We start from the raw sequence: 12,634 nt of genomic DNA, 5'->3' as shown, positions 1-12,634 counted from the left end.
CAACCCGTGTGACGTCCCTTGCACAGGTTGTTTCCTGAACCGGAAGTTTGCTCGCAAACTTCCGGTTACTTTTTATCATCCTTTATCCCATTATATGACTGTGTAGAATTTAACCTGGGACAACAGTTTGAATGCCAGATTTCCTTTTTGAGACCGATGCGAACCCCATACCGCCGGGAACGCAATCTGGCATGCTTGAAACCAGAGACGGCAAGCACTTACGTTATGCGCTCGTCAAGTCACAGACCAAGCCATCACGCGGCACAATCATACTGCTGCAAGGTCGCAACGAGTTCATCGAGAAATATTTTGAGACAATAACCGATCTTACCAGTCGCGGCTTCACTGTCGCCACGCTCGACTGGCGCGGACAGGGTGGCTCGCACAGGCTGCTTAAGGACCGCTTGCGTGGTTATGTCGGTCGTTTCAGCGATTACACCAATGATCTCGACCAGTTTCTGACAGATGTTGTCTTGCCTGACTGCCCCTCTCCCTTCTACGTATTTGCCCACTCTGCGGGGGCACTGATTGCCTATTCATCAATGCCTAAACTTGCCTCGCGCGTTACCCGCATGGTGCTTTGTGCGCCATTGATGGGGCTTGGAGGATCGCAATCAAGCGATGACAAGATGCGCCGCATCACAACCGGCTTGCGCTGGTTCGGCTTTGGCAGGCTGTATGCTGCCGCAGGGCGCAAAATGATTGACCGGCCTTTTGCAAACAATCCGCTGACCAGCGATGCAGCGCGTTTCACACGCAACATGGAAGTTGTCCGTAACAATCCTGATCTGGCACTTGGTGGGCCGACAGTGCGGTGGCTTGCCGGTGCACTCGAAACCGCTTCCCGCATCAACCGGCCCGATTTTTATCAGGGGCCAGCGATACCAGTCCTTATAATCGCCGCTGGGGCTGATCAGGTCGTTTCTACACCAGCGATTGAACGCTTTGCTGCTAGCACGCGCAATATATCACTGGTCGTCGTTGATGGCGGGCGCCACGAATTGTTGCAGGAAGCCGATTTCTATCGGGAGCAGGTTCTGGCGGCTTTCGATGCTTTCATCCCCGGAACCTCGGAAATCGATGCGCCAGCGCAAACCACAGAACCTGCTAATCCCGATCAGGCTTGAAGCATCTCGATCCGGCTGTACCGGATCGAGATGCTTTGACATTTTTCGGGATGGGTTTTGTTTAGCTATTTAGCAATTCAAGTGCTGCCTGATGCAAAGCAGGGGAAGCGGCGGCAACAATATCGCCGCCCTTTTCTGCCGGGCCGCCATCGCGCTGCGTTACAATACCACCCGCCTGCTCGATGATCGGGATCAGTGCCACGATGTCATACGGCTGGAGACCAGCTTCCACCACGATATCCGCGAAACCGCCCGCAAGCATGGCGAAGGCGTAACAGTCGACACCATAGCGTGACAGGCGCACAGCACTTTCCAGCCGATCAAAACCGTTGCGCAGATCACCCTTGAAGAGTGCAGGCGTTGTCGTGAACATGGTTGCGTCTTCAAGCTTGGCCTGAGACCGCACCGTCAGTCGACGTTGATCTCCACCATCGCGCACCAGATAAGAACCGTCACCGTCACTGTAGAACAGCTCACCCGTAAAAGGCTGTGACATCATCCCAGCCTTGGCATCACCATCGACTGTCAGGCCCACAAGCGTTCCCCATACCGGCAGACCCGATATGAAGGCACGTGTGCCGTCGACCGGATCGATAACCCAGACATGACTGCGATCAATGTTTTCCGGGCCGTATTCTTCCCCGAGAATGCCATGGTCTGGAAACTCACGTCCAATCACAGCACGAATCGCGCGTTCTGCTGCGCGATCAGCTTCCGTCACCGGGTCGAAGCCCGTGGTATATTTGTTGTCGATCGCCGTGAACTGGCGGAATCGCGGCAAGGTTTCAGCTGCAGCCACCGAAGCGACTTCGGAAAAAAATGCCCTATCGATCAGCAATCCCAATCTCCCGTTTCCATAAGATGATGCATTCGTATGCAACCTGTACTAATATTGCCTATAATTTGAGCCACATGTTTTTTAGCTCAAAAATTACGCGTAATTCCTTGACGCATAAGGCTTTGCAGCGTAGCTTAAAGGTCAGACAGGCTGTCCTGTCGGTGCCTTTCGGGGCATTTCCTCCCTAGTCTTTGGCCGCGCTTTCTTCATTGGAGCGCGGCTCTTTTTATCTGGTGATGAAGCGTTCGTAAGCGCGCGCTCCAATGAGCGCATTGCAAGTGGCTCGCACAAAATCAGCCACTATTCGGCCGCAAGCGGCGGCACGACGAGAAGCTCGTCCGGCAAGGATGTCAGATCGCTCAGGAATTGATAGAGGTCTGCACAAAGTGCCTCGAAGCCAGCCAGTTTCTGCAAGCTCTGCTCATTCATATAAAGGCTGCGATTGATCTCAATCTGCAAGGCATAGCAAGCCGCTGCCGGCCTGCCATAATGCTCCGTGATGAAACCGCCTGCATATGGCTTGTTATGTGCGACTGTATAGCCAAGCCCCTGAAGCAGCTCGATAGCTGCTTGCGTCAACTGCTCGCTGCAAGAGCGGCCAAAGCGATCACCAATGATGAAATCAGGTCGACCGCCAAGTTCACCCGATCGCGTGCCGCCCGGCATGGAGTGGCAATCAATAAGTACTGAATAGCCAAAACGCTCATGGGTCGACTGCAACAGACCGTCGAGCGTATTATGATACGGTTTGTAGAGGTCTTCGATACGATAGAAGGCCTCCTGCAGTGATATACGCCCGGGATAAATGAGCTGCCCTTCACCGACCAGACGCGGAACAGTCCCCAGACCGCCTGCCACACGAGCAGACTGGCTGTTGACGAAAGGAGGCAGAGGCTCCGCGAACATGCGTGGATCAAGTTCAAACGGCTCGCGATTCACATCAAGAAAAGCGCGCGGAAAATGCGCTTTGAGCAAAGGCGCGCCGAGGCGCGGCACATCTGCAAAAAGCTCATCAACATAGCAGTCTTCAGAGTGCCGGATCGCCAGTGAGTCGAGTCGCGATTCTTCAAGAAATGACTTCGGATAGGCCCGTCCACTGTGCGGAGAATTGAAAACGAAGGGAATTCGCTGCTGCGCAGGCGCACAGACCTCATAAGGGGGTATCAGATGAAAATCGCGTTCCAGACTCATACTTCAACCCGTCTCGACTGTCTTTTTTTGACCGGCCAGATGATAGTTCTGCTTTAAAAGCAGTACCTTATATCAATCCGGCCAGACACAATATCCGAAATTGCAGAGCCCGCCGCTCCCTCTATGGACCAGCCCGCAAAACTGTGAAAAGCTGTAACACATAACAGCTTGTTGCCAAACACTGGCCATAACAATTAACATTTGCGAGAGCATTCATTTCATATTTACCAAAAACGCGTTTTCTATTGCGAGAGCTGAGTCGTTACCTGTGCCGAAATGCGCGAACGAACGACATGAAATTCGGACGGACCAATGAAAAGAATTCTGCTAGCTGAAGACGACAACGATATGCGTCGCTTCCTCGTGAAAGCACTGGAAAAAGCGGGCTATCACGTCACCCATTTCGACAATGGCGCCAGTGCCTACGAAAGGCTGCGCGAAGAACCATTCTCGTTGCTGCTGACCGACATTGTCATGCCGGAGATGGATGGCATTGAGCTGGCGCGTCGTGCGACCGAGATCGATCCAGACCTCAAGATCATGTTCATCACAGGCTTTGCTGCAGTCGCGCTCAATCCCGATTCGGATGCGCCGCGCGATGCGAAAGTGCTTTCCAAGCCTTTCCACTTGCGTGATCTTGTAAATGAAATCGAAAAAATGCTGATCGCCGCTTAAGGCGACCAGCAGCTTTCCCGGCACTCGATAAGCTATTCAACAACAAAGACGAATAAACTTCGCAAAAGGGCATTGACGGGCGCAACGCGATATGGTGTATGCGCCACATCGAATGGGCGTATAGCTCAGCGGGAGAGCACTACATTGACATTGTAGGGGTCACAGGTTCAATCCCTGTTACGCCCACCATTCGAACCCCCAGCATTAAATAGCATCATATCTTCAAGCGCTTAGGCGCTGGTGCGTTTTCGCTTGTTTTTCATGACGGACTTTTCAAGCGCGCCAATTCTTTCTGCTCCGCGGCCTCAAAAACAGCAGACTAATTTTAGCTATCGCTTAAATATTTTGGAACAAATCCCAACCTGCTGCGTTATTGCGCGCGGAGGTATGCGCCGGAATATTGCTCATGCGTATGCTCCAATCTGAGGCGGAGTGAATTTCCTTAATGTTCCAAAAGACAATTTCAGGACGGTATTGGCGATTGAAATCGGCAACCGGTCCTCACCATAATCGAGTTGATATATTGTGCAGCGATCTGGCTATGCTGGGATCGGAAGCCTCATACAAAAGCTATCTGCAGGCAAGCCTCGCGAGCTGTCTCCTTTTGGAATCGATGCTGGAAGCAAGTCACATCGAAGCACTTGTGCCGGACTGGAATGAACGCAAGCTCGAACCGACACTGGCCAGCGACATGGACGACCTCGGTGGAGACCTGCCGTCCGATGTGCTGCGTTTCAGGCGGGCAACACAGCCCGTCGATCTGCCGTCCGTCATCGGAACGTTTTATGCCTTGGAGGCTTCTGCTATTCGCGCTCAGGAACGAGCCGATCAGGTGAACAAGCTCGGCTTCACCGGAGAGTTCGGCGCGCGGCATCTTGCCAGACAAATCAACAATTTGCGTTCGTGGCATCAGGCACTTAAGCTGATCGATATCACTCCCTTTGATGACGACGATGAAGAGCGTTGCACATTTGCAGCCATCGCCGCATTCGGTGCCTTTGAATATAATTATCAGAAGGTTTTCAACCATGTCGCCAGACAGCCCGCTTGATCAGACTGCCTGCGACCGCGAACCAATTCATATACCCGGATCCATCCAACCCCATGGGATGCTTCTGGTCGCGGACCTGACAAGCGGACAGATCGTCGGCGGGGCCGGACATCTCGAAAACTATTTCGGCGAGGCGTGGCCAGGTCAGAACATCGATTATCTGTTGCAATTTGACGTGCTGGCGATGACTGCCGAAGCCCCCCGGGCCGATGAAATCATTCTGGGCAAACTGATCATTGGCGAGGAATCCTTTGATCTGCTTGGCCATATTCTCAATCAATATCTGCTCGTTGAAATCGAACCTGCGTTACAGTCGTTTGTAACGCCCGAGCAATCGCTTTCAGGCCTTGAAACGATCGCCCATCGGTTTGAGGCCGCTCCGGATGTCCGGACCCTCTTTCAAAAATCCGTCGTGGCTTTCCGCAAGCTGACTGGCTTTGACCGTGTCATGATCTATCAATTTCTTGAAGATGGATCAGGCGTTGTTCTGGCTGAAGATGGCAACGATAATTATCCGACATTTCTCAATCATCATTTTCCAGCGAGCGACATACCCAAACAGGCCCGCGCGCTTTATTTGCGCAATCGTGTGCGCGTCATACCCGATTCCTCATACATACCTGCCCCGCTGAGATGGTACGAGGACGCGCCGCAACAGCCGCTTGATCTGAGTGATGTCGCATTGCGCAGCGTCTCTCCCATTCACCTGCAATATCTCCGGAACATGGGAGTGGCTGCGAGTGCATCGGTTTCGATCATCAGGGATGGGGTTCTTTGGGGCCTGATTGCCTGCCACAATGCAACCCCGCTCGCGATGCCCTTTGCAACGCGCACTGCGGCACGTGCGCTGGCTGCAAGCCTTGCCAGACAGATGAAGTCGAAAGACGATGCTGAGAACGCTCGTGAGCGGCTAAGGCTTCGCTCACACGAAGACCGTCTGGTAGCAGCACTCCTCATCAACGCGCCGTTGGAAGAGCGTTTCACCGAAACTGCCGATAATCTGCGACAGACGATGCTCGCGGATGGTTTTGCGGTTGTCTCCAACGGCAAACTGGTCGCGCAGTCAGGAACATCACCGGATATCGCTGATCTTCGTAGCATCCTTGCAATGATCCAGAACAGGTTCAGGGACGGCCTTTTCTACTCTCATGAATTTGGGCTTCAGAAAGAACTGCCTGCCCATATGATACCGCTTGCCAGCGGCATTGCTGTGCTCAAACTATATCTTGACGAGGATGTTTTTCTGGTCTGGTCACGCGCTGAAAAGGTGCAGATAGTCGAATGGGCTGGCAATCCGCATAAGGATAATTCCACTTCGGCCTCTGCGCCCTTGACGCCACGCGCATCGTTTGACGCATGGTCAGAAGAGGTGCGTGGCCGGTCACGCTACTGGAACTTCAACAAGATTGATGCGATGCACCGTATTGGCCGCATCATTCATGAGGCCTATCAACGCCGCCGGATCGACAAGCTGAACCGCGAGTTGCAGAGAACTCTGGAGCAACAGGACAAGCTTCTGGAACAGAAAGATTTTCTGATGAAGGAAATCAATCACCGGGTGCAAAACAGCCTTCAGCTCGTTTCGACATTTCTCGGCATGCAGATGCGCGAAACCGATGACCCATTGATCGTGCAATATCTCACAGACGCGCGCAGCCGCATTGCTGCAGTAGCGCTCGTGCATCGACGTCTCTATTCTGACAGCTATGTCGGATCTGTAGACCTTGCCCGTTATCTCGATGAGCTGTCGAACGAACTCTTTCAGTCGATGGGCGAGGAATGGCGTAGCCACCATACCAGTAAACTCTCGCACGTCCTGATCAATGCCGACCGTGCGATCAATATTGGCTTGGTTTACTCAGAGCTCGTAACGAATGCCAATAAATATGCTTATGACGGCGCGCCCGGACCAACAAGCGTGACGCTCGATCAGCATTTCAATCAGGCTCGTCTGGTGGTGGCTGACAGTGGCACAGGTAAGACCCGAAGCAGGGCAGGCTTCGGCAGTAAAATGCTCAAAGCGATTGTTCTGGGGCTTGGTGGAGAGATGGAAGAACTCGACAACAGTCCCGGCCTTAAGGTCGTGGTGACGGTGCCTATCGAGCTGTAGACTGAGATGGCTGGAATGTTCCAGCCACCTGAGTTTCACATTTGGATCAGATCAGAACTGAGTTGTGAGGCCGACCATAAAGGTACGCCCGCGCCCAGTCTTTGCAGCCATTTCCCCGGATACCGCCGGGCTATAAGCAACATCGGTCAGGTTTTCGACATTCATGAAAGCCGTGGCATGTTTGTTGAACTTGTAGGAAGCATAGAGGTTATAAAGCGTATAGGATTCCTTTTGCTCGGTATCGCCAAAGCCCACGGCATAGCGGCTGCCACCGACATAGTTCATAGTCCCACCGACAGTCAGGGCTTCTTCAAAGGCACGGACGCCGACATCGATACTGGCGTAATCTTCAGGCAGGAAGGTTGAATCGCCGTTACCGATACCTGCGCCCCAGCCAACCGGCTGGTCATTGCTTGTATGGGTGTAGGACAGGTTCACATAAGCAAACCGCGCATCATAACCACCCTCGATTTCAAAGCCGCGCGAATGTGTCGTGCCCGGTACGTTGACCCAGATTGCCCTTTCATAAGGATCACCTGGCAAGGTCAGAAGGTTGTTGACGATATAATTTTCGATATCATAGCGGAAATAATTGACCTTCAGTCGTAAAGCGTCGCCCGCCATCAGAAGATCATCTTTGATGACATTCGTGCCAAATTCCCATCCCTTCGATTTTTCGGGATCAAGATAGAAGTTGGAGAACTGCCCACCACCGATTCCCGCGCCAATCGGAACCAGCGCCCAGAGCGCTTCTCGCGCAGATGGTGGTCTGAATGTGTGAGCATAGGTGACATAGGGCTGCAACCAGTCGACCGGCTTTGCAGACAGAGTGATTTTCGGATTGAGAGCGTTTTCGTTGCGCGAAACGTCCACATTCCCACCCGTCGGCGGGCAGAAGCCAACATTGGCCGTACAAGGGCTTTGATGCCCGCTCAGCGTCCAGTAGTCGTAGTTCAGTCCCGTATTCAACTCGAAAATGCCCTGCGACAAGGTAATATCGGTAAAGGCACGCGCTTTCTGCATTCTGCCGGGAGGATTTGCACCGCGGTAGTTGTTGACCTTGTAGTCATCTGACGAATAGGCCGCGCCATATTCCCACCGGGCACTGAGTTCATCCGTAATGTCGAAGCGGCTCGTATTGGTGATGTCGAACCCATAACCGTTGTCCCGCGTCTGACGCTGACGATATGAGCCGCCCGTGGTCGGGTCATAAGACATATCCGTGCGATTATAATAGGCGTTGATCTTCAGGTCGATCCAATCGCTGTCGGGGTTATAGGCGTAGTTGGCGGTGTAAGTGGAATTCGTCACGCCCCACTCATAACCCGATACAAGAAAGTTGTTCTTGTACCAGCGCGCACCAAGTTTCAGATCATGCACATCGTCTGGCTGGAAATGGAACTTCAACAATCCTGAACCGGGCTTATTGCTCGCATCAGGCGTGTTATAGACGCCATCGCCTCTCCGATAATTGTCATGGTCACTATAGCTGAATGCGCCCACAATGGAGGCCGTTCCAGAACCCGGAATATTTGTCCGTGCGCCACCGGCAATCATCCCCGAAAGGCCATAGCCATTATTCCCGGCCTTCATGATGGTCTTGACGCCCTGATCCTGCCCTTCAAGAACGACATCATCAAAATCAATGGTTCGGAAGTTGACGGCACCCGCCAGTGCTCCCATGCCGTGAGCGCCATTGACAGCACCACGCTCTGCACCCACGCCTGCCAAAAGGTTCGTATCCATGTAAAGCAGCTCGCCACCCGTCGAAGCGTGGCCTGCCGTGTTTCTGAACATCTGCGGGACACCATCAATCATGGTGTTGACCCGCCCATCCGATTCAAAGCCACGAATATTGACCGCAACGCCCGGCTGGCTCGACGATATGCGTGTAAACGTGCCCGGCATGGAACGAACAATCGCATTGGCATCGCCGCCATATTTCTCCTGAACGATATTGCCATCGATAACGCTGACCCCGCCCGGTGTCAGGTATGGCGCGTCCATGTCGACGCCCGCACTGATGATAATCGGCTGAAGCTCAACAGCACCTGTCGTCTTCTTTGCCTGAGACTTTTCGCTCGCCTTTGCACTCTGTTCAGTATCATTGGCTGTCTGCGCATAGGACACGACAGTGCCCGCCATGAATGCGCTATAAGCCACGCCGATTAAAAGAATGCCGTAGTGTTTGGAGTGTATCTTCTTCACTGTTTCCTCGCAAAAGTGGAAATCAGTGGCTGGCTACCTGAGAACTATTGCTTGCTTCTGATATGCTTGGTCTGTCCGCAAAACAGTATTTGCTGTTTGCAGACGGACAATTTTCAAAGGTAAAGATTTGCAGCGATAACAATCACTGCAAATAAACCAGCATAGGCTACCCAGAATCCGTCTCCTTCGACAAACCGATGGAGCGCCGACTTCTGACTATCTTTGTTATACATGACATTACCCGCCGTCAGGGATTTCCCCCGCCGCAACTTCTAGTTAACATGATATTTTGAGTCAAGTTAAATTACTTAAATATTCCCCGCTAATTTCAGGTATCAAAACGGGCAAATATTTGGCCTCAGCGCACCACAAATAATACCCCGCTTTGTCAAAACTATTTGCGGCCCGCACCCCACTTATGAAAAGAGTTAGAAGTGCATCCCGAAAAGGGTGAAACGTTTTTCGAACAAGATGCGTGTTAAAAGCGCGTGGGAATTGATGCTTTGCAGCAGTCTCTCTCAAGGATATCCTGCCGCATGTCGCGACTGTTAAGGGCCAGTGAATGAAAGAGAATTTCGTGTCTGTCGATGAAGAGCAGGAACGCGCACGCGTGGCCTGGCTTTATTTCATCGGCGGGCAGACCCAGCAGGAAATCGCGCAGCGCCTCAACATTACCCGGCTCAAGGTCAACAAGATCATTGGGCAGGTGCGGGAATCGGGCCAGATACAGATCAGCGTCAGCCTGCCATTGTCGGATTGCGTCGAGTTGGCAGAAAAAGTTGCGACACGCTATGGCCTGGCGGATGCAGTGGTCGTCCCCGATCTTGATGATTTTCTGGAACAGAAGCGCGTTATCGGGGAAGCCGCCGGAACCATGGCGGGCGAGCTGATTGACGGGCGCGATATGGGTGTGGGGATAGCATCCGGGCGAACGCTGAGTTTTGCTGTGCGCAGTTTGCGCGCGAAGCCAAAGCCCGAAAGCTGGGTCGTCGGACTGACCGGTGGCGTCACCAGCGGCTCATCAACCAACACATTTGAAGTCGCGACAGATTTTGCCCGTGCGCTTGGTGTCGAGTGTCACTATCTGACCGCACCGATTTACTGCGCCAATCGCGAAAGCCGCAATGCGATCCTGTTGAGCGACGAGCTGACAGACGTGCTGGCAAGAACCGAAATCGCCGACATCGGCCTGGTATCCTGCGGGCCGCTGACCTCAGAAACCTCACTCACGCATATTCGCGTCGTGAAGGACAATCTCGATACGGTACTGAAACTTGGGGCTGTTGGAGAGTTTCTGGGCTATTTTCTCGATGCTCAGGGCCGTCCGATTGATCATTTTCTCAATGATTCAATTATTGCCCTGCCACCAGACAAGCTCAAACTCAAACCGGCATCCGTTCTCGTCTCAGGTGGGCTGAACAAGATCCCGATCATTCGCGCTATTTTGCGAGGCGGCTATGTCAATCGCCTCGTCACAAACGAAGGTGTGGCGCGTGCATTATTACAGGGGCCGCGTTAGAGCGCCGATCTGATTCTATCAGATTAAAACGCGCTCTGACTTCTTCTGGTTAAGCATAATCTTACCGATACTCGTTTCGTTCCGGTCGGATTATGCTCTGAAGCCCAGCCCCTGTAACACTAAGATTTAGGCCTTTGCCTGAAGGGCTTCGGCCATGGCGCGCAGCGTGACGAATGTCGAAGCCGCACCCGGATCGATATGACCTATGGAACGCTCGCCAAGCTTCGCTGAACGTCCGCGACGCGACTCCATTGCAGCTGTTGCCTTCATCCCGGCTTCTGCACCATCACGCGCAGCAATCAGCACGTCCAATGTCGACTTTCCGTTTCCGGCAGCCGCCATCGCAGCTTCAACTGCAGGTACCCATGCGTCGATCATGGTCTTGTCACCCGGATCGGCACGACCACGATCCCGAATGCCCTGCGAAGCTGCCGCCAGCCAATCAGCCATGCCTGTGCTGTCGAGATTGAGCCGATTGCCAACTGCCGTACCTGCCCGCAGGAATGCAGTCGCATAAAGAGGACCGGAAGATGCACCAACCGCATCAAGAAACGCCTTGGCCATGCGCTTGCAGATAGCCTCAATCGTCTCATCGCCCTGCTCATCTTCAAGAGCGTGCTGTACCGCTTTCCAGCCAATTTCCATGGTCACGCCATGATCGCCATCACCGATCACGCCATCAAGTTCAGACAGCCAGTCCTTTTCGGCGATAATCTGATTGCCGACATTCATCATCATCGCTTTGAAGAGTGCAGGCGTGACATCGCCATCGGTGATAAGATTGCGCGGTGCTTCCTGCGCTGCTTCCTTGTGCTCGGTTGCGCGAACTACTTTGCGATGGGTTGCAGGCTCCCTGTCACCTGCCTGCACCGCACCAACGGTCAGCGCAGGAGTGCGGCAAGGATGATCCAGCATGGTCTGCAACGTATCATCAAGCTTCATGAGCGTGATTGAAGCACCGGCCATCTCGAGCGAGGTGGCATATTCGCCAACCCATGAAGCGTGAATGAGAACGCCCCTGGCATCCAGCAACTGCTTCGCACGGCGGAATACGAGGTAAAGCTCGATCTGCGAGGTTGCGCCAAGCCCGTTGACGAGAACTGCAACGCGATCCCCAGCGTTAAGCGACAACTCGCCAATCAGCGCTGCCATCAACTCGTCGGTGACTTCGTCGGCAGGTGCCAACTTCTGGCGACGAATGCCCGGCTCACCATGCAGGCCCATGCCGATTTCCATCTCATCGTCACCGATGGTGAAATTCGGCTTACCCGTCTGCGGCAGCGAGCATGGGCTCAGCGCCACGCCCATCGAGCGGGTTGCTTCGTTAGCCGCCTGTGCCAGCGCTTCAACGCGCGAAAGAGATTCACCAAGATCAGCCGCAGCACCCGCTACCTTGAACACGAAGAAATCACCGGCAATACCGCGGCGTTCCGACTTACGATCAAGCGGCGCGGAAGCAACGTCATCAGCCACAGCGACATGGCGCACATCCATGCCGTCCTGCGCCAGTTCTTCTGCAGCCATGGTGAAATTAAGAACGTCGCCGGTGTAATTGCCGTAAAGCATAAGCACGCCAGCACCGCCATCAGCAGCACGTGCCGCTTCTGCGATGTGAGCTGGCGATGGCGAGGCAAAGACATTGCCCACGGCTGCAGCATCCGCAAGACCGCGTCCGACATAGCCCGCAAAGGCTGGTTCGTGACCTGAACCGCCACCCACCACAATACCGACCTTGCCTTCACGCGGGCCATCGACAGCAACGACCGCGCGACCGGTTTCGCCCTCAACACGCAGCATGTCCGGATGTGCACCAACCATACCTTCAATCATTTCTGCGATGATATTTTCAGGCGAATTGATCAGCTTCTTGGTTCTGACTTGTTCGTTCATATTTCCAGCTTTCTTAAACTCTTCG

9 protein-coding genes and 1 tRNA gene are annotated in these 12,634 nt (G+C 53.5%); 6 read left to right on the top strand and 4 right to left on the bottom strand.

Annotated features, from left to right (window positions below; all coding sequences use genetic code 11):
- Nucleotides 1-131 precede the first annotated feature (131 nt).
- Nucleotides 132-1,127, top strand: coding sequence for an alpha/beta fold hydrolase (locus tag CEV32_RS22665; RefSeq protein WP_094579385.1), 996 nt, complete (start codon nucleotides 132-134; stop codon nucleotides 1,125-1,127).
- Nucleotides 1,128-1,188: 61 nt separating this feature from the next.
- Here the strand turns inward: CEV32_RS22665 and hisN are convergent, their stop codons facing one another.
- Both hisN and CEV32_RS22655 read right to left on the bottom strand, forming a co-directional pair.
- Nucleotides 1,189-1,965 (bottom strand): histidinol-phosphatase, encoded by a 777-nt coding sequence (hisN, locus tag CEV32_RS22660; protein ID WP_094579384.1) that lies wholly within the window; start codon nucleotides 1,963-1,965, stop codon nucleotides 1,189-1,191.
- 300 nt (nucleotides 1,966-2,265) lie between these two features.
- Nucleotides 2,266-3,156 (bottom strand): N-formylglutamate amidohydrolase, encoded by an 891-nt coding sequence (locus CEV32_RS22655; protein ID WP_094579383.1) that lies wholly within the window; start codon nucleotides 3,154-3,156, stop codon nucleotides 2,266-2,268.
- A 312-nt stretch (nucleotides 3,157-3,468) separates the two neighbouring features.
- Between CEV32_RS22655 and cpdR the strand changes: the two genes are divergently transcribed.
- From cpdR to CEV32_RS22635, 4 genes are all read left to right on the top strand, one after another.
- Entirely contained in the window at nucleotides 3,469-3,831 is a 363-nt protein-coding gene (gene cpdR / locus CEV32_RS22650) for a cell cycle two-component system response regulator CpdR (protein ID WP_007877205.1), read from the top strand.
- A 114-nt stretch (nucleotides 3,832-3,945) separates the two neighbouring features.
- Nucleotides 3,946-4,020 (top strand) — tRNA-Val (locus CEV32_RS22645).
- A 424-nt stretch (nucleotides 4,021-4,444) separates the two neighbouring features.
- Entirely contained in the window at nucleotides 4,445-4,882 is a 438-nt protein-coding gene (locus CEV32_RS22640; RefSeq protein ID WP_167382845.1) for a biliverdin-producing heme oxygenase, read from the top strand.
- Nucleotides 4,860-6,992 carry a histidine kinase dimerization/phosphoacceptor domain -containing protein gene (locus CEV32_RS22635; protein WP_208620888.1) on the top strand — a complete coding sequence of 711 codons (2,133 nt, stop codon included), beginning with the start codon at nucleotides 4,860-4,862 and terminating at the stop codon, nucleotides 6,990-6,992. The genes CEV32_RS22640 and CEV32_RS22635 overlap by 23 nt, the downstream gene beginning before the upstream one ends.
- A 51-nt stretch (nucleotides 6,993-7,043) precedes the next feature.
- Here CEV32_RS22635 and CEV32_RS22630 read toward each other — a convergent pair whose 3' ends face one another.
- Nucleotides 7,044-9,200, bottom strand: coding sequence for a TonB-dependent receptor domain-containing protein (locus tag CEV32_RS22630; protein WP_094579380.1), 2,157 nt, complete (start codon nucleotides 9,198-9,200; stop codon nucleotides 7,044-7,046).
- Between the two features lie 562 nt (nucleotides 9,201-9,762).
- Here CEV32_RS22630 and CEV32_RS22625 point away from each other — a divergent pair.
- Nucleotides 9,763-10,719, top strand: coding sequence for a sugar-binding transcriptional regulator (locus tag CEV32_RS22625; protein ID WP_094579379.1), 957 nt, complete (start codon nucleotides 9,763-9,765; stop codon nucleotides 10,717-10,719).
- 126 nt (nucleotides 10,720-10,845) lie between these two features.
- On the opposite strand, the gene dhaL is transcribed toward CEV32_RS22625, so the two are convergent.
- Nucleotides 10,846-12,609: a dihydroxyacetone kinase subunit DhaL gene (gene dhaL / locus CEV32_RS22620; protein WP_094579378.1), complete on the bottom strand. Its 1,764-nt coding sequence runs from the start codon at nucleotides 12,607-12,609 to the stop codon at nucleotides 10,846-10,848.
- Nucleotides 12,610-12,634: the final 25 nt, after the last annotated feature.

This window comes from Brucella rhizosphaerae, from assembly GCF_002252475.1.
GTDB lineage: Bacteria > Pseudomonadota > Alphaproteobacteria > Rhizobiales > Rhizobiaceae > Brucella > Brucella rhizosphaerae.
The sequence above is the reverse complement of the archived record's forward strand: the minus strand, read 5'-3'. Positions and strand labels throughout refer to the sequence as shown.